Annotated in this window: 25 protein-coding genes; 11 read left to right on the forward strand and 14 right to left on the reverse strand. The window is 31.8% G+C overall.

The window, feature by feature from the left end; genetic code table 11:
- Positions 1 to 2 precede the first annotated feature (2 nt).
- Positions 3 to 1,760, reverse strand: coding sequence for an IucA/IucC family protein (locus BJS11_RS04870; RefSeq protein WP_069995286.1), 1,758 nt, complete (start codon positions 1,758 to 1,760; stop codon positions 3 to 5).
- Complete coding sequence (locus tag BJS11_RS04875; RefSeq protein WP_069995285.1) at positions 1,757 to 2,932, reverse strand: MFS transporter; 1,176 nt, start codon at positions 2,930 to 2,932, stop codon at positions 1,757 to 1,759. The genes BJS11_RS04870 and BJS11_RS04875 overlap by 4 nt, the downstream gene beginning before the upstream one ends.
- A 105-nt stretch (positions 2,933 to 3,037) precedes the next feature.
- Here BJS11_RS04875 and BJS11_RS04880 point away from each other — a divergent pair, with 105 nt between their 5' ends.
- Positions 3,038 to 4,996, forward strand: coding sequence for an IucA/IucC family protein (locus BJS11_RS04880; RefSeq protein WP_069995284.1), 1,959 nt, complete (start codon positions 3,038 to 3,040; stop codon positions 4,994 to 4,996).
- 59 nt (positions 4,997 to 5,055) lie between these two features.
- Here BJS11_RS04880 and BJS11_RS04885 read toward each other — a convergent pair whose 3' ends face one another.
- The 6 genes from BJS11_RS04885 to BJS11_RS04910 all read right to left on the reverse strand — a co-directional run bounded on the left by BJS11_RS04885 (position 5,056) and on the right by BJS11_RS04910 (position 10,384).
- The gene (locus BJS11_RS04885) at positions 5,056 to 5,556 is read right to left on the reverse strand and encodes an Asp23/Gls24 family envelope stress response protein (protein ID WP_069995283.1); all 501 of its coding nucleotides are present in this window, start codon (positions 5,554 to 5,556) and stop codon (positions 5,056 to 5,058) included.
- Between the two features lie 71 nt (positions 5,557 to 5,627).
- Positions 5,628 to 5,867: a DUF2273 domain-containing protein gene (locus BJS11_RS04890; protein ID WP_069995282.1), complete on the reverse strand. Its 240-nt coding sequence runs from the start codon at positions 5,865 to 5,867 to the stop codon at positions 5,628 to 5,630.
- Positions 5,868 to 5,879: 12 nt separating this feature from the next.
- A complete protein-coding gene (amaP, locus tag BJS11_RS04895; protein ID WP_069995281.1) occupies positions 5,880 to 6,416 on the reverse strand; it encodes an alkaline shock response membrane anchor protein AmaP in 537 nt (178 codons plus the stop codon).
- Positions 6,417 to 6,548: 132 nt separating this feature from the next.
- Entirely contained in the window at positions 6,549 to 8,132 is a 1,584-nt protein-coding gene (locus tag BJS11_RS04900) for a BCCT family transporter (protein ID WP_069995280.1), read from the reverse strand.
- Between the two features lie 215 nt (positions 8,133 to 8,347).
- Positions 8,348 to 9,355 (reverse strand): zinc-binding alcohol dehydrogenase family protein, encoded by a 1,008-nt coding sequence (locus BJS11_RS04905; RefSeq protein WP_069995279.1) that lies wholly within the window; start codon positions 9,353 to 9,355, stop codon positions 8,348 to 8,350.
- Between the two features lie 21 nt (positions 9,356 to 9,376).
- Positions 9,377 to 10,384 (reverse strand): NADP-dependent oxidoreductase, encoded by a 1,008-nt coding sequence (locus tag BJS11_RS04910; RefSeq protein WP_069995278.1) that lies wholly within the window; start codon positions 10,382 to 10,384, stop codon positions 9,377 to 9,379.
- A gap of 145 nt (positions 10,385 to 10,529) precedes the next feature.
- On the opposite strand from BJS11_RS04910, the gene BJS11_RS04915 reads away from it, so the two are divergent.
- Positions 10,530 to 11,522: an LLM class flavin-dependent oxidoreductase gene (locus BJS11_RS04915; protein ID WP_069995277.1), complete on the forward strand. Its 993-nt coding sequence runs from the start codon at positions 10,530 to 10,532 to the stop codon at positions 11,520 to 11,522.
- A gap of 70 nt (positions 11,523 to 11,592) precedes the next feature.
- Here the strand turns inward: BJS11_RS04915 and BJS11_RS04920 are convergent, their stop codons facing one another.
- On the reverse strand, positions 11,593 to 12,459 hold the full coding sequence (locus BJS11_RS04920; protein ID WP_069995276.1) for an alpha/beta hydrolase: 867 nt from the start codon (positions 12,457 to 12,459) through the stop codon (positions 11,593 to 11,595).
- Between the two features lie 429 nt (positions 12,460 to 12,888).
- Here BJS11_RS04920 and BJS11_RS04925 point away from each other — a divergent pair, with 429 nt between their 5' ends.
- The 9 genes from BJS11_RS04925 (at position 12,889) to BJS11_RS04965 (ending at position 18,647) form a co-directional block, all read left to right on the forward strand.
- A complete protein-coding gene (locus BJS11_RS04925; RefSeq protein WP_069995275.1) occupies positions 12,889 to 13,386 on the forward strand; it encodes a hypothetical protein in 498 nt (165 codons plus the stop codon).
- Between the two features lie 141 nt (positions 13,387 to 13,527).
- A complete protein-coding gene (locus BJS11_RS04930; protein ID WP_069995274.1) occupies positions 13,528 to 14,322 on the forward strand; it encodes an endonuclease/exonuclease/phosphatase family protein in 795 nt (264 codons plus the stop codon).
- An 818-nt stretch (positions 14,323 to 15,140) separates the two neighbouring features.
- On the forward strand, positions 15,141 to 16,091 hold the full coding sequence (locus BJS11_RS04935; protein WP_245167076.1) for an FtsK/SpoIIIE domain-containing protein: 951 nt from the start codon (positions 15,141 to 15,143) through the stop codon (positions 16,089 to 16,091).
- Positions 16,092 to 16,138: 47 nt separating this feature from the next.
- Positions 16,139 to 16,456 carry a rolling circle replication-associated protein gene (locus BJS11_RS14150; protein WP_069995273.1) on the forward strand — a complete coding sequence of 106 codons (318 nt, stop codon included), beginning with the start codon at positions 16,139 to 16,141 and terminating at the stop codon, positions 16,454 to 16,456.
- Positions 16,396 to 16,602, forward strand: coding sequence for a hypothetical protein (locus BJS11_RS13840; protein WP_180365212.1), 207 nt, complete (start codon positions 16,396 to 16,398; stop codon positions 16,600 to 16,602). Before BJS11_RS14150 ends, BJS11_RS13840 begins: the two co-directional genes overlap by 61 nt.
- Before the next feature lie 27 nt (positions 16,603 to 16,629).
- A complete protein-coding gene (locus tag BJS11_RS04950) occupies positions 16,630 to 16,818 on the forward strand; it encodes a helix-turn-helix domain-containing protein (RefSeq protein ID WP_003757092.1) in 189 nt (62 codons plus the stop codon).
- 19 nt (positions 16,819 to 16,837) lie between these two features.
- Positions 16,838 to 17,884 (forward strand): tyrosine-type recombinase/integrase, encoded by a 1,047-nt coding sequence (locus BJS11_RS04955; protein WP_069995271.1) that lies wholly within the window; start codon positions 16,838 to 16,840, stop codon positions 17,882 to 17,884.
- 27 nt (positions 17,885 to 17,911) lie between these two features.
- Complete coding sequence (locus BJS11_RS04960; protein WP_069995270.1) at positions 17,912 to 18,280, forward strand: hypothetical protein; 369 nt, start codon at positions 17,912 to 17,914, stop codon at positions 18,278 to 18,280.
- Between the two features lie 61 nt (positions 18,281 to 18,341).
- Positions 18,342 to 18,647, forward strand: coding sequence for a hypothetical protein (locus BJS11_RS04965; protein WP_069995269.1), 306 nt, complete (start codon positions 18,342 to 18,344; stop codon positions 18,645 to 18,647).
- 266 nt (positions 18,648 to 18,913) lie between these two features.
- Here BJS11_RS04965 and BJS11_RS04970 read toward each other — a convergent pair whose 3' ends face one another.
- The 5 genes from BJS11_RS04970 to truA form a co-directional block, all read right to left on the reverse strand.
- Positions 18,914 to 20,035 (reverse strand): restriction endonuclease subunit S, encoded by a 1,122-nt coding sequence (locus tag BJS11_RS04970; RefSeq protein ID WP_069995268.1) that lies wholly within the window; start codon positions 20,033 to 20,035, stop codon positions 18,914 to 18,916.
- Between the two features lie 17 nt (positions 20,036 to 20,052).
- Complete coding sequence (locus BJS11_RS04975; RefSeq protein ID WP_069995267.1) at positions 20,053 to 22,089, reverse strand: HsdM family class I SAM-dependent methyltransferase; 2,037 nt, start codon at positions 22,087 to 22,089, stop codon at positions 20,053 to 20,055.
- Between the two features lie 169 nt (positions 22,090 to 22,258).
- Complete coding sequence (rpsI, locus tag BJS11_RS04980) at positions 22,259 to 22,651, reverse strand: 30S ribosomal protein S9 (RefSeq protein WP_069995266.1); 393 nt, start codon at positions 22,649 to 22,651, stop codon at positions 22,259 to 22,261.
- A gap of 19 nt (positions 22,652 to 22,670) precedes the next feature.
- Positions 22,671 to 23,108, reverse strand: a complete 438-nt coding sequence (gene rplM / locus BJS11_RS04985) for a 50S ribosomal protein L13 (RefSeq protein ID WP_069995265.1) — start codon at positions 23,106 to 23,108, stop codon at positions 22,671 to 22,673.
- 205 nt (positions 23,109 to 23,313) lie between these two features.
- Positions 23,314 to 24,117 carry a tRNA pseudouridine(38-40) synthase TruA gene (gene truA / locus BJS11_RS04990; RefSeq protein ID WP_069995264.1) on the reverse strand — a complete coding sequence of 268 codons (804 nt, stop codon included), beginning with the start codon at positions 24,115 to 24,117 and terminating at the stop codon, positions 23,314 to 23,316.

Genomic DNA, 24,117 nt, shown 5'->3' on the forward strand with positions numbered 1-24,117 from the left:
GCCTACACCTCTTTATATAATGGATTGCTCAAATCAATCGTGACATACTGCTTCACTTTACCTTCCATTCTCATTCTTAACAGTGCTTTAACAGTGAGTTTCTCTCCAAAAAGAACTTTTCTTAATGTCATAGCATGCGCTTTTTCTGAATCAATTGCGTGTTCAACAATCTCACGTACCACATTAAACAATTCATCCTCCGTTATACATTCATATTGCGTAAAATGATGAATGAGTTCAGCAAGTTGATTTTGTATCACTGCATGTTGGAATTTTGCAATAACCGCTTCAATATTTTCAGCAATTAAACTTGTATTCGTAACATTTAAGTTTGGTCGTTGACGCTGCAACGTCTCTAAATCAATTCGAGATCCTCCTAAGTCTCTAACGATAAAACGCATTTGATAATTCGGACCTAAATTAACAATCGTATTCTGCATATGCGCTTCCAATGCCACACCATAGTCTTGTATATAAGCGATTAATGGTTTAATCAATGTTTGGGCATAAACACTTAAAAACCTCACAATATTCTCTTTTGAAACACCATCACTTACCCAATTCAAATAACTATCTACGGTCACCTGATCATCTACAGGATTCTTATTAACTAAACTAGCAGTTACTAACGTAATACCATTATCTGCAATATAAGGTTGATGTCTTACAATACAAGCTAAATGACGCGCATCATCCGCATTTGTATTAGCATGTATACCAAAAGGTTCCATCGCTACTTGTAATTCTGGATAAACATCTAACATATCTTGCAACTCATAACTTAACGTCGGCCCATCGACTGTCGTAACACTGGATACGGTTCTAATGGCACTTGTGGCTTGAACGTTGACTGGCAACTTAATATGAAAAGGTTTATCTATAAGTTGCATTGTTCTAAACGATAATGTTGCTTTAGATTCCACTTCAAAAGGTGTTGGTATTAATCGTTTATCTGCAATCCATTGTGCAAATTTAGTTGGAATAATATGTTCATATTGCCAAGGGTGTACCAATATCAATCGATAGTCTTTCAATTCAAGTTCATGTGGTGCCAAATAAGCCTTTAATTTATATCTATATTCTGGTAATACAGTATCTAACATATAATTTTCATCGGCTTCCATAGATGTCACTACACAATCCTTCTTATGAATAAGCATCAGTTGCAGACTAATAATTTTTTCAAATTCTGGTGCATATCTTTTCACTTCATCTGTGGTTAACGGTAACTTCGTTTTAGACAGTGGATGTGTCGGATGCCCCTCGATGACAAGACTTTCAGAATAACTCAAGTCATTAATATGTTCGCTATCTTCCATATGTTGAAGCCACGAGAAGAAATTAATGGTATCTGGCATTTTCGAAAATTTCAACGTTGCATGAATCAATGCTTGTCTATGTTTAAAATGTTCGTATGTCAACGCAAAGCCTTCCCTACTTGAATTCAATTCATCCGTTAACCTTTGACTTATAGTAATCGCAAATTGTGTATCTAATAACTTAAGTAATAATTCTAATGACGTAACCTCTTCATAGAGGTTCCCTTTGCTATAAATAATAGGTCCGTTAAATGTATACCGTTCCATGGCACTTTTTCTAGTTTTATGAATGGATAGTACTTGACCCTGATACTGCAATTCAACAGAATGATTATTTTCATTAATGTGCATATCTTCTGGAAATATTTGCTCTTTGATGATTGCGTTGAAAATACGATACTGCATATTTCTATCTGCCAATTGCCAAATTGTTTGATTCATATAGTACTGCCTCCACTTTTTCTTTGTTTCATAATTACACTAAATACTAATGCAATCACCAACGTACTTAATCCTATTATAATAAATGTCTCAACTATACCTATCCATTCGGTCAGAAAGCTCATCAGTATAGCGCCTAATGGAATCATTCCTCTATCCATCATAACCACACTAAGTATCTTCCCCCTATGCGCTTCATCTACTCTATGTTGAAAATAAATTCGATTCGCCGTACGTGCCCATTGGCTAAATAATCCTATAAAGAACAGGGTTATAAAGAAAATAATCGTATGGTTCATAACAGTAAATAAGAGTGATACACCAAATAATACTGAACTCAAGTAATACATATGTATCGTTGATATTTTTTCTAAAATATTTGGTAAAATTAACGTAGCTATAATACCACCTATTGCGCAACACGTCATGGCGCTACCAAAGATTGCAACTTGGTTGGGAAAGTTTTCATTTGTCAATACTGGTAATAATGTTGTATATGTAAAACCTGTTGCCATAATTAGTAATGATGTTAAAAATATTCTGCCGCCTGTTTGATTATCTTTAAAATAGTTAATGACATATTTTAAACTGAGCTCCGAATTTTCATTTGTTATTCTATTCCTGTGAAAATGTAATGGTAAACACAGAAGTAGTGCTAATAAATAACATACAGACTGTGCTGCAAAGCTCACTTCGGAGTTGTATACTGCCATGATTAAACCAGCAATTGCCGGTCCTATCGAACGACAGATATTTATTATAAAGGAATGATAGGATACCGCTTGTGTCGTCGTTAACCTATCTGAAATATCTGGTAATACAGCTTGACGTACTGGTGTTTCAATTGCACTTAAAATACCTCTTCCGAGCGCATAAAATAGAAACACAATTATAGGTAACTTTGTACTTTGAAATGTTAAAATACAAAGTAGTGTTGTTAAAATAAATGAACTAAACACGGTTAATTTTAATAATTTTCCCTTTTCGCAACGATCTGCTAAATTTCCTGCCCAGACACTTATGAGTAAAATGGGTACGAGTCGGAAAAAATTGATTAATCCGAGATAAATTGCGTTATGATAAAGACTAAATACATACCAATTTAACGCAATATGTCCAATCCAATTCCCTAAAAACAGTAGGAATGAGCTAGGAAAAAAGTACTTTGCCATGAAATTCCTCCTGTGTTTTTTAATTGATAATAATTATCATTATCGATATTATGGATTATACAAATAACTTATATATTTGTAAAATAATTTTTTTAGAGGTGCATTATGAATTCTATAAAAAAAGATATAGCATTAATTGAAAATCTAACAAATGATGAATCTCAAGCTTTGTCATATTTAAATACACACAACCCTAAGTGGGCGCATTATTTTAAATCTATCTTACTCCAAAGTCGAGACAAGATTACACAACGCCTTATCACCTCTTTACATAGAGAAAATCTAGTGAATCGTCGTGATTATAGCGAGGTTATTGATGCACAAACACTTCCTTTTACGATTGAATCGGATCACACTGAAATTCTTAAAATAGCTTTCCCACAATCACAGAAGACGCTATATGCACCAATTTCTGGTCACCATGCTTTCGATAGAATTGATGTTGAAGGACCATTTTATTTTGAAAATCACAATAAAATACAACGCATATTGCATCCAAATGAAGTATTAGATTGTATTCTTACTGAAGCACCCCATCTTGATAATGCTGCCAGCGCCCAATTTAAAGAAGATATGAATAACAGTTCCGCAAATATGGCAATTGCATTAAGTTATCAAACACTGACACTAGAAGCACAAGACGCACCTATTTTTGATTTGAGTGCCTCTGCATCTGATAGCTACTTAGCTTCAGAACAAAGCGTTGTAGAGGGGCATCCGCTTCATCCCGGGGCAAAATTACGTAAAGGTATGACTCCAGAAACATCTATTGCATACTCATCCGAATTTGCTAATACTGTTAAAATGAAATTTATACTGATTCATGAAAATATTGCTAAAGTTCAAGCAATCGATAAAAGCTATAATGCATTAGTTTATGACCAATTTGAAGGATTATATGATATTGCACAACAAACCGTTGGACATGAGCAAATCAACAACTACTATGTAATGGCAGTACATCCTTGGCAATTTCAAGCAGTTTTATTTCAGGACTATGGCACTGAACTCGAGACACAACAAATCGTTCCTCTCAATTATGAAATAGATTATTTTGCAGGGCTATCATTCAGAACACTAATGCCTATTTATCCAGAACGTTTGCCACATATTAAATTATCTACAAATGTACATATTACTGGTGAAATTCGCACCCTTTCTGAACAAACAACGATTAATGGCCCACAGGTCACTCAAATTTTAAATGACATCCAAGAAAAAGATGCGCTTTTTAAAAATATTAATGCAGCAACGATAGATGAAATGGCAGGCATTCATTTTTATAACCCTGAAGACACAGCGAGCCTTCAACCTAAAAAAAGTGCACAATTAGGTACACTGTTCAGAGAAAACATCTATAATTTCATTGCGCCAAATACAATACCTATGATCCCATCTAGTCTTGTGTCACGTTATTCCAATAATCTTGAGGCACCTATTGTGACATTAATTAAAAAATATGCAGCAACGCAACAAATAGACTGTTATGAAACGGCAACATTAACATGGATTAAATCATATAGCCAAGCTTTAATTGACATCGTCCTACCACTATATACTAAATATGGCATTGCATTAGAAGCACATTTGCAAAATTCTATTGCTACATTTAACGAATCTGGATTAATTCATACATTATATATTCGTGATTTTGAAGGATTGCGCATTGATAACGCTTATTTAAATAAAATGGGCTATCAAACGACTACGTTTCATGAAAAGTCACTTATCCTAACAGACAGCGCACAAACCGTTTTTAACAAAGTATTCTATTCAAGCATTCAAAATCATTTAGGTGAACTCATCGCAACAATTGCAGAATCATCTGAACAAGAATCTTTAGAAACACAAATTTGGACAATGATCCGTGAACTATTAGTTGAAAAATTAGATGAAATTGCCGCTACGATGGATGATAGCGATAGAATTCAACAGATTGCAAATACACTGTTTGCTGCAAAAATAGATTATAAGTGTGTTACTACGATGCGTTTAGAAGATGAGGCAGATTATTATACTTATATTCAAGTAGATAATCCTTTATATCTAGACTCAAATCATTAAACACAAAAATACCGATAAGGCAGATGCCCTATCGGTATTTTTAATTGGTCAGTTAATAATTATTGTAAACCTTTGTTCTCGTTACCTGAGTTTTGGTTTTTTTCATTTTTTTGTGACCATTCTTTTTTAGTCATTACGTCTTCAACGCGCATGTTAACTTCTACAACATCAAGGCCAGTGATGTATTTCACTTGTTCTTTAACTAAGTCAGTAACTTTACGGAAGATTTTCGGTGCAGATTCACCATATTCTAATACAACTTTCAAATCAACAGCTGCTTGTTTTTCACCAACTTCAACGCTAACACCTTGTGTTACGTTGTTGCTGCTTCCGAATGAGTTAGAAATGTTATCAACGAAACCGCCTTTCATTTCTAAAATGCCGTTTACTTCGCGTGCTGCGATTCCAGCGATTTTTTCAATAACTTCATCTGAAAATGATAATGTGTTTGAGAATTGAGGTTCTTGATTTTGTTGTTCTTGTCTTCTTTCTTGTTCTTTCTCATTTACACCTGTTTGGTTGTCATAAGCTTGTTTCGCTTTGTTGTTATCTACTGCCATAATACATTCTCCTTTACTGTATAAAATTTATATTTTTTTAATTTTAATCAAAAATCTTGTCTCCTAATCAACTAACTCCATCGATTAAGGAAATTTAAAAAGTCTTGCTTACGGTCTTTAGTATACCCAATTCCAACTCCAATGAAACATAATACTAAAATTAAAATTGTGCTCCAAAAACCTAATGTTAAGAACAATATTGCAATGATTAAGAATGCTAAGAAACCGATAATTCTCCATTTAAATGTCTTGAAAAATTCAATCACTTCTTGCGTAGAATCTTGTCCATTTTGGTTATTATTGTTAGCCATGATAACCCTCCCTTACAACACACGTTTGCCTGAGGTTTTTTGATCTCTAACATTTACCTCTAATTTAGATACAGGCAATTCTGTAAAATGTTCTACATTCTGCTTGATGTCATTTCTAATTTCTTCCGTTAAAGATTTAACTTGAACATCTCCAGGAACAAAGAAATCTGCTTTTAAAGCAATATGCGATTTCTTTTTCTTGTTATAAAGTTTTGCAATTACGTTCGGTTGACGTATTTGATCATATTTAGTCAATGTATCGTAAGCTGATTTTTCAACCGCTTTTCTCGAAACATAAATATGACCATCTTCAAAATCTTTATAAAGTCCAGGTTTTCTATACGTAGGTTTAAACAAGCTGAATACTAATATAAGACCTATTACAATGAGTAATGCTGCCAAACCAATTAGTGTTGGTTCGAACCAATTAAATTGCGTAAAATAATCTTGGTACTGGCTAATTCTTGAATCTTGTATATACATAAAGAGTAAAAAGCCAACGATTACTACAATTAAAAGGCCAAGGATAAAATTCTTAAGTCGTTTCACCTCGTATGACACCTCCTATGCTTTGATAATATGTACTTGTCATATAGGATTAATACCCCAAAAAAAATTCTTAGAAACATTTTTATTGAATTTTATTTTTAACTTTTTTGGACATACAGATGCCAAGTACTTTTAATTTGATAAATCCTTATTATTCGTGTGAGCACCTTCTTGATGCGATTTGCGATATTGTAAAAATTTGTCATCAGAAACGAATAATTTATTACTAGGTCTGGGCTTCTCTATCGCTAAAGATTTAAAGAGTGACCAAATCATTAAAATAATGACAACAGAGAACGGTAACGCAGCAATGATTAATAAGTTCTGAATCGATTGAGTTCCGCCAGTATAAATCATAATCATTGCAAATAATGCCAAGATAATGCCCCAACTTACTTTTACAATACCTTTAGGATTAATACTTCCTTTAGAACTTAGCATTCCAAGTACATAAGTCGCTGAGTCTGCAGATGTTACAAAGAAAATCATAATAACCACTAGCGTAATGATACTTAATAGAAAACCTAATGGAAAGTGCTCTAAGGTTGCAAATGTTGCTGTTTCTGTCGCTTGTTTTGCAATATTTGCAATTCCGTTTTGCTGTAAGTAAATGGCTGAAGCACCGAATACAGCAAAGAATAAGAAACAAACAACTGCTGGTACAAATAATACGCCAAGGATAAATTCTTTAATCGTTCTACCTCTTGATACACGAGCAATAAAGATACCTACAAATGGCGCCCATGAAATCCACCAAGCCCAATAGAAAATCGTCCACTGTTGTAACCATTGGAATTTTTCACCACCAGATTGTGGAATACGTAAACTCATATTAAAGAAATTAGCAATATAATCACCAAACGAGTTTGTGAACGTATTTAAAATATTCAAAGTTGGTCCAACACAAAATAGCACAATTAATACTACAAAGGCTAAAATCATATTAATATTACTCAAATTTTTAATACCTTTATCAATACCTGACCAAGCTGACCACGTGAATAATATCGTTGCAATCACAATAATAATCACTTGCGTCCCAAAATTCGAAGGTACATTAAATAGGAAATTCAGACCTTCGTTTATTTGAAGTGCACCAAATCCTAGTGTTGCTGCTACACCTGTTACAGTAGCTATTATCGCTAACACGTCAATTGAGCCACCTATTGGACCACGCATCATTTTAGTGCCGAGAATTGGCGTTAATGTTGCACTGACTAAACCTGGATAACCTTTATGGAAATTGAAATAGGCAAATACAAGTCCAACAATGCCATAGACTGCCCAAGCATGAACACCCCAATGGAAAAATGAAAACTGCATCGCTTCATTAATCGCCGTTTGCGTTCCTGCTTTATGTAATGGCGTTAATGTAAATGCATGACTTATCGGTTCAGCAGTTGTCCAAAATACTAAACCAATACCCATACCTGCACTAAATAACATTGCAAACCACGATTTTAATGAGAATTCAGGATCTTCTCCTTCTTCACCTAATGTAATTGACGCGTATCTTGAGAATAAGAGATACACACAAACAATTAAAATAAATAGTACAAGCAATAAATAATACCAGCCAAAATTGACTGCAATAAAATTAGTGATGTTTTGAGTTACAGTTTCTAACTGTTTTGGCAAAATCGCTCCATAAATGACAAATAATGTACAGATTGATAATGCTACCCAAAATACGACTGTTAACTTATTTAATCGCATAACAAATATACACTCTCCCTTAGTTTATGTAACACACATACCCTATCTTAATGTTATTAAGCGTTTCACCAGCATATGAGCTCAGTCTGTTATATTTCAAGCAACTTTTTACAGCCTAATATAAACTAAAACACCTTCTAACTACCTAGGATTATACTAGCGTTAGAAGATGTTTTTCGTGTTTTTTTATTTATAGTTATGTTAAGCAATTGTGCTTATAGTTTAATCACTAATTTACCAATCATACTTTGATTTTCTAATTTAACATGCGCTTCGTATAAATGGTCAACAGTAAGACCATTAACAACTTCAGTGACCGTGGGTTTATAAATACCTGCTTCAACCTTTTCTGTCATATCTGTTAAATAGTCCCTGTGTATGTGCATATCTTCAGTTTCGTGCAGTGGACGTACCGACATAAACTCATGTGTAAAGGTGATACTTTTTGGTTTTAATAAATTGAGATCCTGTTTCTCTTTAAACGCCACAATGGTAGCAATCGTTCCTCTTGGTTTAACGAGCTCAATCATTTTTTCATAATACATATCCGTATCAAATGTACAAAAGACATAATCGACTTCACTTATTTCATACTTTTTGAATTCCTCTGCTAAATCATTTTTATGATTAAGTACAATTTCTGCCCCCATCTTTTTAGACCATTCTAACGTTTCTTCACGACCAGCAGTTGTAATTACATGTAATCCATAATGCTTAGCAATTTGTGTCGCAATACTACCGACTCCACCAGCACCATTGATAATTAATATTGATTTACCAGTATTATCTTCAGGATTTTTTGAAATTTTGAATACATCAAATAGTGTTTCATAGGCAGTCAATCCTGTTAACGGCAAGCTTACCGCTTCAACATCTGTCAAATTATGTGGTTTTTTAGCAACTAATCGTTCATCAACCATTTGTATTTCTTGATTAGAACCTTGATATTTGGGAGAGCCAGAATAATAGACTTCATCACCAATGTTAAAGTGACTCACGTCTGGGCCAACAGCTTCAACAACACCCACACCGTCATAGCCAAGTACACGTGGCGCTTGTTCAACGGGCGTTTTCCTTATTTTGGTGTCAACTGGATTAACGCTAATTGCATGTACTCGAATACGTAACTCGTGTGCTTTCGGCTCTTGTATAGCTGTTTCAAATTCATAAAATAAATTTCCATCATCTAGATTAAAATTGCTATCTGCACCAATCGCTTTCATGGTATGCATCTCCTTTAGTTATCACACATTATCTGACACTTTTACAACTTGTTTTCCAAAATTATCACCAGTAAATAAATTACTAAATGCGTTTGGCAGTCGTTCAAAACCTTCCTCAACAGAAGTTTTAGTCTTAATCTTACCTTCTTGAACCCATTGAGCCAGCATTTGACTTGCATTCGCAAAATCATCGGCATAATTTGCCACAATAAATCCTTGCATTAACGCTTGTGCCTTTATTATGGTAGGTTGAATACGTGGACCATATTCGATTTCAGTATCATTATAGTTAGAAATTGTGCCACATACCGGAATACGTGCAAATTGATTTAAGTGTTGCATCACTTCATCCGCAATATCTCCACCTACATTTTCAAAGTAAACATCTACACCGTTAGGCACTGCTTCAGCCAATAGTTCTGAAAAATCTTCCGCTTTATAATCAACGCCTACATCAAATCCAAGCGTCTCAGTTAAATATTGCGTCTTCGTTGGGCCACCAGCAATACCAACAACGTATGCACCTTTTAATTTGGCGATTTGCCCTACCACTGATCCTACTGCACCTGAGGCAGCTGATACCACAACTGTTTCACCAGCTTGTGGTTGACCAATTTTCAATAAACCATGATAAGCTGTTTGGCCAGTCATACCTAATACACTGAGATATAGATATAGTGGAATATCCGTTTGAGTCACTTTAATTGCATGTTTTGCTTCAATATTCACGACTTTTTGCCATGGAAACATCCCTGTGACAATATCGCCTTGTTCAAATCCATTTGCCTTAGATTCTGTAACACGTGCAACTACATGCCCTACGAGTGGTTCGTCAATTTGGAATGGCGTAACATACGATTTGGAATCACTCATACGTCCACGCATATACGGATCGACCGATATATATAACGCTTCTACTTGAATTTCATTCTCTTCTGGATGTGTCACTGCTACATCTTCATATCTGAATATATCTGCTGTTGGCATACCTTCAGGTCTCTTTGCTAATACGACACGTTCTGTTTTCATTATATTACCTCCATTCACTCTTTGTTATCATTCTATATCTATCCATATGTGCAAGCAATCAAATCGCTTATATAATGATAAACCTCCGTGTTATGCTATATTTATAAATTTTGAAAATGTTTACCGTAAGATTGGGGATAGTTACGTGAAATTAAGTATATTAGATTATGTACCTATATTTGAAGGGCGTGATGCAACACAGGCCTTAAACCACTCTATAGAATTAGCTCAATTAGCAGAACGCTTAAACTATTATCGTTACTGGGTCGCTGAACACCATCAAGTATTTTCCGTGGCATCTAGTGCTCCTGAAATGGTCATGATGTCACTTTTAGAGAATACCAATAATATACAAATCGGTAGTGGTGGCGTGATGTTGCCGCATTATAGTGCCTATAAAGTGGCCGAAATGTTTAAAATTATGGAAGCACGTCACCCTCATCGTGTTAATCTTGGTACAGGTCACTCTCCAAGTTTTAAAAATGTGAATCAAGCTTTAAACGAATATAAAACGGAAAAAGTAGATTATCCTACCCAAATAAATGATTTAATACATTACTTTAATGATACTGGACACATGCACCACCGACACAAAGACTTGCATGCTACACCACGTATAGATACTAAGCCAAATATGTTTATATTAGGGACAAGTAAATCCAGTGCATCTCTGGCAGCGGAACAAGGGTTACCATTTGTTATTGCAAATATGGGGCAAAGCAAATCGCACCTTCAATCGGTAATTTCACATTATCGCAATGCATTTAGTCAACAACATCCTGAGTTACAATCATATGTGATAATGAGTACGTTTGTTATTACAGCGGATAATGATGAGCAACTAAAAGGTTTATCCCGTGCCTTTCATTTATGGCTATTGCGCATTGGCTACTTAAATCAACCTAAATACTATCCATCCATTGATTATTCAGCACACAGAGACTATTCAACACGTGAATTAGAAAAAATAAAGCAACAACATAACCGTGTCATCATTGGTGCTCCTAATGCTGTATTAAAAGATTTGAAATCAATGGTGACAATGTATGAAGTCGATGAAATTATGATTCAACCACATGTCTATGGTGAGTACAATCGGAAACAATTATTAACATTAGTAGCCCAAGCAAATTCATAAGTGACTAATAAAAAACCAGTGTCACTCATTCAAATAGAACGGTGAACACTGGTTTGTTTGTTGTATTTAATTATTTTTCAGTTCCCCATAAAAATGAATTAATTTTATTTATAACAACTGGATTATCATGCAGTTCGCTATGCTCCGCCTTTGGACCTGTCACCTTATATGTTTCGTAACTCGCAATGTTGTCACCTAATAAATACTCAAGTGATCTAGATGAGACATTCGTCACGCGACCATCTGAATACGTACCATCTTTTAAATCACCATATATATTCAAGACTTGTGCAGTGTTCGGATAATGCGATTTCATGTCTAATAATCCACGATAGTCACTTAGCATTTCGCTCGGTTTACCTTCATTATCTAATGCAATATCCAAATCAAGACCATTGATACTTACTTCCCCATTGAAATTCCCTGCCAGACTTACTTGCTTATTCAAAAGTGGCAAATGCGAATCTAAACCATACTTTAGCATATAATAACTAAATGATTGATTTCCCATTGAATGTGCAACAATATTAAACTTATCAAAATGATACTCCGCCATCGTAGCAACAATGACATTTCGAATCCATTGTCCATTTTTTTCCAAATCTTTATTTGAATTGTCTTCAAGTATAATATCAACGACTGGATGTTTAGAGTGTGTATCTAACTGACCATCCAATGTCACCATTCCGTTCTTATCAACCTTTGCCTTTACAACTTGATCAGCCGATTTCGTATCAAGTGCAGACTCCACCATAGATTTCATGGAGTTTTCCGTGCCTACAAAACCATGTAGGTAAAAAGTCGGAATCGAAACATCATTCGTTTGCGTCAACTTTGCTTTATTATTTGCAATTAAAAATGCAAAGGTGACAGTCAGTATTGCAATAGCGATAAATAGTACCAAAGTTAGATAACGCTTCCCAATTTTCCGTTTCATAATCACATTCCCCAATTTTATAATTACGTATACTTATTATATGTTAAATGTGTAAGATTGCCACCTTTAAGTACTTTTTAAATTAGCTGTGGTGTTAAATAAACAAAAAAACGCCCCAGCCAATGCTGGAGCGTTGAAACGTTATTTCGATTAAACACAAATCTGAAAGCGAAAGAATTTCGCAACAGTTTGATAATATTAACGTTTTGAAAAATAACCTTGTTCAATTTCATGTAATTTCAATACTTTATAATACAGATAAATACATAAAATTATATGATTTATAAGTATTTAATTCCTTTTTAAGTTATTGATATGTATGTGTATTACTACTTTTTACACCAAAACACTTGTTTTATTAGAATCTATATGATATATTCATATTTTATAACGTAGTCAATCATTACGACAAAAAGGTAGGGCTTAATTATGAGAGATTATATAAATGTCAGATTATCATATGAAACAAAATATTTTATAGAATCTATTCAATTTCAACTTCAAGAATCATTACAATCAACTATCTCAGAAAGTGAAATACCATTAATTGAGAAAAATATTAAGTCTTTTATAAATCATGAATTTAAGGAATATGATCCAAAAACTATTGATGCAATTTCAATTACTACAATTTTGAAAATTTCATCTTCCAGTATTATAGAGGGAGCATTTAAATACTCTTCAAATTTTTCATTAGATGAATGGAAAAAGATCGAACACGAAATGAATACTTTCAAAATTGATAGAAATATAGAAGTTGGATCATTAACACCTAAACTATATTTAGAAAGGGATGTTATCACCGGATTAAATCAATACCAAAAAAATTTTATGAAAGAATCTATGGTCAGAGTTGTAAGATTATCATATGTAATAGGCATTGTTGTTTTTGCTTATTACAAATATATTTTTGAAATTGAGAGTTAATCTCTCAATATTTTTTCAACTATTTGTCGTAAAGAGTTAGACAATTAAACAAAAAACATTGAAAGGAAAATTATATGAATTATTCTCGTCCCCCTCCATTTAAAAAGGCCTACTAAACAAAACAATAATCGGAGGTAAGAAATGAATACATTAAATATAGGATGTTGGAATAACAATCAACGAGCTGGATCAAGAAATACTCTTATCCCTAGTTTAGTATTTGAAGAAATCATGAAAAAAGAACTACATGTATTAGCATTTACAGAATTCTATGAAACAACTAATTCAAAAGAATTAGTTTCCAATCTAAATAATGCTGGTTATACAGTAAAAATGTCTGAATACGAATTAAATTCAAACCAAATTTTAGTAGCTATTAAAAATGAACTGGTAAATACCGACATAGATTTTCATTGCTTCAATAAGAATGATACTCTACCAAATCTATTACATTTAAGAATAAATGATTTGAATATCATAGGTACCCGTATAAAAATTGGTCCCTATTCTAACAACCAAGAAATAGTTAATCACGACTTTATGGACCGTAGGAATCAGTTATATAAATTAATTGATTATGCTTCAAATTTGGAGGGTCAAATAATAATTCTTGGAGATTTTAATAATGGTAAACACTGTGATAAAGATATTGATAAAAATTTTAAAGGTCTTGCTAGAGAATACTTTAATTACTATTTAATGAAAGATGACTTTGAGGTTAATGAATTTTTAATCCATATACCAACAGATAAAGAATCTTATTCTTGGAGAGGAAATTCAAATAAAAATAAGTGTAAATTAGATCATATTATTACTAAAAATATCTCTGTAATAGAAAATCTCGCTTATGATTGGTCATTCGTTAATCAATCTGATTATTTAATGAAAATTGGATATCCAGACCATGCGATTTTAACTGCAACTATAAAAATATAAAAATAATACAGTAGCTATTGCCTCTCGCTAAAATTTGAAAAGAAAGGAAATAAAAATAAAAATAAAAATGAAAATGCATAATGTGTATCAACTAATAGTTATTAACATTTTTTTAATACTAACTGTAATTAGTGGAGTAAACTTGCAACCTCAGATAGATTTCAATGTAACAGAACATACTGGATCTTACAGGTATCTATATATTGGTTACGATTTACAACGTACTTTATAACCGGCATTTTACTAGGTTTCATATATATTTTAATTGAGTTATCCATTTTTTAAAAAAGAAAGTAGGTAATTGTACACTGCAACTATAAAAATTTAAAGGAGATGCTTAATTTGAGTTTAAAAATCAAATTGATTATATCATCAATCATTACTGTTTTACTTTGCTATATAACAACCATTATTACGAATAATGCATTTTTCTACACGGTTACATCAATTTCTATATTTACCACTTTGTATTATTTGTTTAAGTTGAAAATTGTAGAGTGGATAACTCGTTTTACTAGGTAATGACTATGAAGAAGATATTATATTTTTTTAAAAATAAAAAACCGATTGTCAGTATGTACGATAAAGACTTATTTTTCCTAACAATACCGAAATATATCAAGTACCTAAGATTAATCATTCTATACTTAATACTTGCTCTTTTCGTTATTTCGTTCATGTTAGACAATGCTATATTTACTTTTCTACTCTGGATTATAGGTATGATATTGATTGTAAAACAGTTTAAATGGTTTAAAAACTTAAAGAACCTTTATAGTGACAAATATTTTTTGCACTATGACTTACTGGAGTTCATCATGGACAATAAGTTATTTAATGAAGATTCAAATGGCATTATCACCTCATCCCGATTTTCTTACTCTATCACTAATGATGAAATAGTTATCTTGGCATTGATGACTGGGTATTACTTTGATGTCAAAATACAAAATTTAGATGTGGAACTACAAGGTTTATTGGATTTACCTATGGATGAAAAAATAATACGTCATAATGCTGTTGAATACCACTTTAGAATTAATAAGCCACAAAGGTTAAATGTTACTTCTCAAGAGACAGCATACAATAATTCTAATGAAATTAATATTGGTTATGGTGTGACGTATAACCCAGCTAAATCACCTCATATTTTAATTTCGGGTGGTACTGGTAGTGGTAAGAGCATGTTTATGAGTTTCTTGTTAATCGAATTCTTAAAGCAAAAATCTACCACCTACTTATGTGATCCTAAGAACAGTGATTTAGGCTCATTATCAAATTATTTCGGCGATAAATATGTTGCAACCACTCCAAATAATATTGCTCGTGTTATACGCCTAGCAGTAGATGAAATGAAAAGTAGATATGACTACATGAATGAAAACTTCATCTACGGATCAAATTTTGAAACTCATGGATTTAAACCAGTATGGATATTGTTTGATGAAATCGGAGCTTTTCAGGCATATGGCACAGATAAAAAGTCTAAAGAGATAATTAATGAAACAATGGATAGAATTAAGCAAATCATCTTATTATGTCGCCAAGCCGGATGTTTCATTCTTATAGCTGGGCAGCAAATCAATTCTAATGTTCTAAACACCGAACTAAGAGATAACTTTTCACTAAGAATATCGCTTGGTTTTAACAGTTCTGAGGGGCTAAGGATGATGTTCGGCTCTGCTACCCCAGATGTAACTATTCCAATTGAGGTGAAAGGTGCTGGACTACTCTATTTACATGGCAGTGGCAAAGAACAAGCTTCTTAACACTTACAACAAAAGAGAATGTCACTAACAGATCTAAATTTAATAACATGTTCGATAAATTTGTAACACGTTTAAACTATCATGTATTAGGCACAAAAAAGCGACAAATTAAATACATCGCCGTATTAGAAAAGCAAAAACGTGGTGCATGGCATGTACACATGATGTTATTTAACATTCCATTTGTACCTCACAGCAAACTATTAAAAATTTGGCGACATGGTGCTGTTAGAATTAATAAAATACATGAAATAGATGACGCTGCTAATGCAGGAATATATGTTGCAAAATATATGGAAAAGGTATGTCACAAGAGTTGCTTGAAAGTATGGGAAAGAAATCTTACTATTCTTCAAGAAATCTAAAAAAAGTTGAAGAATATAAAGTATTGTCTGATGAAAAATTTTTTGAAAAACAGCAAGTGGTTTATGAGAAAAATTACAATTCAAAAGCATATAAAAACGGAAAGCTAATTAATAACAAAGTCAAATACAAAAAAATCAAATTATAACATTGATAAAATTAAAGGAGTGATTTTATGGAAGATTTAAAATTACCTTTTTTACTAACAAGAGAGCAAGCATCAAAATTTTTAGGTGTAGATCCAAAATCATTTGATAAATACATTAGAAGTTCTGATAAATTAAAAAGATTTATGGTTGGAAAGCATGAACGATACACAATAAAAGAATTGGAAAACTTCATTCTTGAACAATCAATAAATTAAGAATTGAGGTATTACTATTATGGCAACAATAACAAAACGAGGTAAATCATACAGAGTACAAATATCTAACTATAAAAATGGTATAAACAATCGTATTTCAAAGACATTTAAAACACTTACAGAAGCAAAACGTTGGGCAATGCAAAATGAAATTGCTAAAGGAAATGGAGTTGATCTAGCTAGTAGGAATGAATCATTTGCTACCTTTTTTGAAAACTGGGTTCATTTAGTTAAAAAGAATGATGTTAGACCTTCTACATTTATAAACTATACTAGAACGATACCTATTGTAAAACAACTATTTCGAGATACAAAGTTAAGTGATTTAAATGATATTGTTGTCCAAATGAAGATAGATGAATACGGTAAAACTCATTCAAGAAAAACTACTACTGAGGTACTATTAAAAATTAGAACTTCCCTACGTTATGCATATGGCCGTGGGTTACTTTCATCTGACTTTGCTGGACTTGTAAAAACTAGAGGTAAAGAATTAGACAAAAGAAATAAAGCACTATCTATAACTGATTTTAAAAGGCTAAGATCTTACTTACTTAACAATCCGAAAAATGATTTTCATATTTTAGTACTACTTGCATTAGAAACAGGTGCACGTCGAGGCGAATTACTAGGAATTAAGAAAGAGGATATTTATGAATATGGTATACGTATTAAACGCTCAATAAGTCCTCATAGTGATGATATATTATTAAAAACAAAGCACTCTAAACGCGATGTTAGTATCAATAAAGAAGTCCATGATCTTTTAATAACAGTTCAAGAGAAAAAGAACGGCTATATATTTGGAAGAGACGGTTTTAAGCAATCTGAAATATTGGCTAAAATGCTTGATGAACTTAAAATTGAACATACAACTTTTCATGGATTACGTGATACACATGCATCATTTTTGTTTTCAAACGATAATTTGAGGTTAGACTATATCTCAAAACGTTTAGGACATAGTTCAATAATAACAACTCAAAATTATTATTTAGAATTAATGCCCGAAAAAAAACACCAGCAAGATGCTGATGCATTAGATTTATTAAATTCATTAAAGTAATAATATCTAATTACTTGGAGATTACCTATGAATAATATTACATTTGTTTTTGGATTAAACACGATTATATATAGACTTAATGCACATACAATGGAATTTCAACAAATACCAATTTCACGAGAAAACTTCGAAACTTTAACCGAAGAATATTTTTCGAGTGAATTTGACTTTTACTTTCAAGATAATGTTTTGATTGTTCTGCCAACTAAACTAGAACCTAATCAGTCTTGGAATAAATCGTTAATAGTTAATAATCAAGTTATTGAATTCAATGGAAAGTATATTTTCTTCTTTAACTTTAGAGATTTAAAAAATGATATATTCTTTATTACACCACTGACCTTACCACAAATTCAGTTAATTAAAAATACCCTTTATTTAACAAATAGAGAGTAAATATTTTTCTACACTTTATAGAACTACTAGTATTTTTATAAACGAAACAAGGTGGCTTATATTGATATCAATAAATTCTAACACTATTTTTAATAAATATATATTGTCATTCGAGCGATGTGAAGATATTTATAATCAAATTATTTCAGAAATTAATGTTAAAGACAATGAAGAAATGGAATATTGGCAAGATTTTATTTTGAATTGTATTGAATACACCAAGATTAGAAGTAAATGGCTTATATCAAATTCATCTGCAAGAATTGAACAAGATGCATACAGAAATATTGTTCATAGCCGATTAATTGTAAAACTTAAAATTATTAAGAGATTGATTGAACAAAAGAATACCACTGTGACGGTTTGAAATTTTTAAGCTCATTAGTGAATTCGGAGAAGAAAATATGTGATTTATCTAATTATGTTGTCTAAATATACGCATTGAAAGAGAGAAATTTATGGAAAAAAATATCTAGAATTAAAATAAAATATAAACACTAACAATAAAAAGGAAATCATAAATTAAGATTATTATTTCCTTTACTTAAGTTATTAAAATATTATCTGAGTACAAGAATAAATATTTACTGTTTCAAATACAATAAATTAAAATAATTAGTGCAAAGTTAAATTTTAGTAAAAACTTAATTTATTTTCATACCATTCAACAATATTTTTCATAATTATTTTTTTTAGGGCAGTTACATAGTTATTCATAAAATCATAATCAATTTTATTGTCGCCAATAACTGGCAAAAGAATATATTTATATTTAACGATATTCCAGCCCCCTAATTTATTCTTATAAGAATATGTTGGAAGATCGGTAACTTTATTTATACACTGAACAGCAAATAAATATTGATTTTCATTCATATTTTGACCATCAAATTTCCATTCTATGGCATAAGCATCAGATAAAATCGTAAAGTCCATAGACTGAAAATAGGCTCTATATACATCACTATTAGATGGTAAGGAAATTACATTATTTAAAATTGTAACATTTTCACTTTTCACAAAATAATTTAAACCTTGATTTATAAAACTTGATGTTAGACATGGTAAATTGTAATCTTCACTTTTTACTGTCGGTAATTCTTTAGCTTTAAAAGGAACTTTTTTTGTATTTACTTTCATAAACAAATCATTCAATTGAAATTCTGACCATTTAATTTCGTCGAACTTTGTAATAGCATTTTGCTCTTCATAAGTCAAATTCAATTCAGTCAAATCTTTGCTTTCTAGATAACCCTTTAAATCAAGTAGTTTTGATTTTTCCAATTCAATCATAATTTTTTCAATAAATTGATAATCTATTTCATTATCCTTAATAGGTATTTGTAATTTATAATTTTTTAATTCTTCTAATTTATAGCCTGATTGTTGGTTATCATAAAGTGAAACAAATTTTTGTATTTGTGATACAAAATAATTAGCAATGTGAGCATTCCATTTTTTTATAATATCTTTAGGAGTTAATTTATTAATATTTTGTGAACAGTAATACGGTTCTTTTTGAAACTTCACATATTTATAATTTCCAATAACAGTAGCTGTTATTGTATTAGATTCATTAGGTTTAAATACTTGTTCTTTTATTTTCCCTTGAATACCGTTATTTTCAGAGGTTCTACCAACAAAATTAATACCTTCATCTAGGAATTTTATTGCATTTCTATCTAATGGTTTTGTCCCTTTTACTGTAAATAAATCATCAATTCTAAAATCACCCCATTCAATAGTCTCACTCATACTATTAAATAGGGAATCTACTTTCCCATATTATAATCTGTCCATTTTGTATTTTTGATTTGAGTAGTTAATTCCCAAGATAAATAATCAGAAATGGTCTTCTTAAATTCTTCTAATTGTGGTTTTATGTCTATAGGAGCAGTTTGATTCCAATCAGATCCATTTTTTGGATCAATTGTACCTTCATAATATTGATTTTCAGTAAATAAATTTAATTTACTTTTACCAAACCTAACTAAATTAACTACTTCATCATATCTTTCTTTTGCAAAATCTGTATCTTTTAAATTTATACTTGATTTTTTTCGGTTACTTCTTGTATAACCATCTATTGAAAAGTCAATAAATTTTACAGTTTCATCCTTATGATGCGGTTCACCAACTCTAAAAACATAGATATTGGTTTGAACACTTGACTTACCAATAAATATATCCATTGGCATTTTTATACTAGCAATAAGTGTATTGGTCTTCAAAATTCTCTTATTTATTTCTTTAGCTTTACCATTTCCGGCAGAACTCTGAATAATTATTGAACCATACCCACTTTTCATCATAGAAAAAGCTTTCTCAACAAATATCATTCCATTTCCTTCTACCGAATAAGGCGGATTTAAAACTAAGGCATTTGCTGGAAAAAACTCATTTTCTTTTCCATAAGCATATTTACCATCAAAATCACGTAAAGAATCTTCATTTAGTATGTTTGAACTTCCATCCCCCATCAAAATCATATTAAGAATTGCTAACATATAAACATTTGATAATACCTCTAATCCAAGTAATTGTTCACCTTTTATTTGAGCAACTTTTTCTTCATACTCTTTTGGAGATTTAATCTTTTCTTTTGCATCGTCAAGCATTTCATTCATTGCTGAAACTAACAAACCTGCACTACCCGTTGCGAAATCCCAAACATATGAATTCATGTCTACTCTAGATAAGTTTACTAATAACCTTGCTACATATGGAGGGGTTAAAACTACATCGTTTAATTTATCTTGTGTAAATCCTAGCCACGAATACATTTCATTGAAAAGCTTACCTGTAAAATCAGTGGTTAAACCAATTTTATAATAAATGCCAAGATCATCTACTATTTTAGAAAATACTCTTTTAAGTTGACTTTCTCCATCCTTTGATTTATTAATATTATCTGCTAAAAGAGTGTTTTTTAGATTCCTAATAATCATTTGTTTTTTATTAAGAGGCAAATTTTTATGGCTTAAAAAAGCATTAATTTTTCTAACGATAATATCTCCATCTCGTTCTCCTTCTTCAATAGAAGATTTTAAGTCTACTTTTTCAAGTGGCCTTACTTTACCAGGGACTCCAAGAGTAGCAATGATTGATGAAACAACTAAATAGACTCTATCTGTTTCACTAAGCCCTTTTTCATTATTATATATATCATTATTTAATTTAGTTAAACTATTATTAATTTCTTTCTCTCTTTTTTCTCTTAAAACTTCTAAATCTTTTGCTGTTAAAGAAAGCTTTTTTACTTGTTTAATAAAAGCGTTGAAATTATTTTTTTGTAAGAAAGATAAATCAGTATATTGGTCAACTTCTTGACCTACTCCCAAGTTATCTTTTGATACGTAATATACACCTATAGAATGTTTAAGACTACCGTCAAACTCTTTATAACCTGTAATCCCTATTGCAATAACATCTGTATAACTTGTATAATGTAAAATCGCATTTGCATAATGTACTGCACCATTCACAGCATACGAATTAATATTTTTATAATTTGGTTCGCTATTAGCTTTAACGTTTTCAACTTTGTCGTATTTATCTAATTTAACCAATTTATCCTTATATCCTTTATATTCAATTAAGACCGGATAAAAGTTTAAATCCTTATCTTGAATAATTAATTTTGCATCAGGACGATTGCCTCCAGTGCCTCCTCCTTTTGATGCATATTCATTTAGTGCCTTATCTATTTCAAAATTCAAACTTTCTTGTTCTAATTTATAATCTAATTTATATTCTTTTAACCAACTGTTAACCAGGTCAGCTATGTTGGGTTCAACTGATTTAGCCATTTTTCCACCTTCTTCTTAATGATAATTATAATTAAATAAATAAAATTAATATTTGAAAAAAGCACCAGCAAATATGCTGATGCTTTTCTTAATTTATAGATGATTAATTGATAGTTACACCAATTTTCACCATATATTCGCCCAAAACGATGATATATTTGAAAAAATATTAACGTTTTGAGAACTGTGGAGAACGACGAGCTTTTTTAAGACCTGGTTTTTTACGTTCTTTCATACGTGGGTCACGAGTAAGTAATCCAGCACGTTTTAAAGAACCTCTATATTCAGGATCTGCTTCTAATAATGCACGAGAGATACCGTGACGAATTGCTTGCGCTTGTCCAGTGAATCCTCCACCATGAACGTTAACTAATACATCGTAGTTACCTTTAGTTTCTGTAACATCAAATGCTTGGTTAATGTCTAAAATTAATGATTCGAATGGTAAGTAGCTACGTACATCACGTCCGTTAACTGTGATGTTACCTTCACCTGGTACTAAACGTACACGTGCTACTGAGTTTTTACGACGGCCTGTGCCTCTATATTCAACTTGTGCCAATGTAATTTCCTCCTTTTAATTAACCACGTAACTCGTAGTTTTCTGGTTGTTGTGCAGCGTGTGGATGTTCAGCGCCACCATATACAAATAATTTTTTACCTTGTTTTTCGCCTAAACGAGTGCTTGGTAGCATTCCTTTAATTGAGTTTTCAAGTAAACGTTCTGGGTTTGTAGCTTTTAACTCACCAGCAGAAATTGATTTGATTCCGCCTGGGTGGTTTGAGTGACGATAGTACATTTTATCGCGCTCTTTGTTACCAGTAAAATGGATTTTTGAAGCGTTGATTACGATTACGTAATCACCTGTATCAACATGTGGTGTGTAAGTTACTTTATTTTTACCGCGTAAAATAGCTGCTACTTCTGATGATAAACGACCAAGTGTTTTACCTTCAGCATCAATAACATACCATTTGCGCTCAATGTTTGATTCATTAGCCATAAATGTTTGACGCATATAATTGTCCTCCTAGAATAAATAAATGTTTCTCGTTTAATAGTTGTATACTGTTTAAAGCATAGATTTCATTTATTTTGTTAATTGTTTGTTTCTACGTGCTTCTATATCGTGTTACACAATAAGATTCCGGGGCTTATCGTGGGTGATATAAAACAATACCGTTAGTTATCGTATAATTTTTCTGTCGTTTTGTCAATGTAATTTAGTGATTTTGTGATGATTTTTTTTGATGTATTTTTATATCTTCACCAAAGTCTTGGATTAGCTCAGACGGAGTTAAATAAATCTTCTCTAAATAAAGTCCTTCTGCCGGTGCTGTAAAGGGAACTTGATTACGATCTTTCGCTTCTAATAGTGTTGGTACCTCTTTTGGTAGACGCTTCCCTTTTCCCACTTCTATTAAAAATGCGATCAGTACACGCACCATATTATATAAAAAACCAGAACCCGTAACGATATAATCAAAACCGGATTCTGTGCGTTCTATACGACTTTCATAAAGTGTCCTTACTTTACTTTCAACTTCTGTTTTTTGCGAACAAAATCCTGTGAAATCATGTGTACCAATAAAATGTTGCGCTGCCTCATTCATTGCTTCCAAATCTAATTCATCACTCATAAAAGTCTTTAAACCACTTAAAAATGGATCTTTATGCGCAGCTTGATATATTTTATAGCGATAAGATTTACCTACGCAATCATAGCGACAGTGAAAATCATCATCTACAAAGCGAACATCATTGACATATACATCATCAGGTAAAGCACGATTCATAGCATACTGCCATTGTTGTGCAGGGATGTTGAGTTCCGTATCAAAATGAAAATACTGCTCTAGAGCATGTACGCCCCTATCCGTTCTACTACTTGGATGGATACGAATATCGCGTTTATGCATACGTTTCAGAATCTTTTCAAATTGTTGTTGAACGGTCCTACCATTTTGCTGAATTTGAAAACCAAGGAACTGACTTCCTTGATATGAAATATTTACTAAAACACGCAT

The organism is Staphylococcus caeli, from assembly GCF_900097965.1.
Lineage (GTDB): Bacteria > Bacillota > Bacilli > Staphylococcales > Staphylococcaceae > Staphylococcus > Staphylococcus caeli.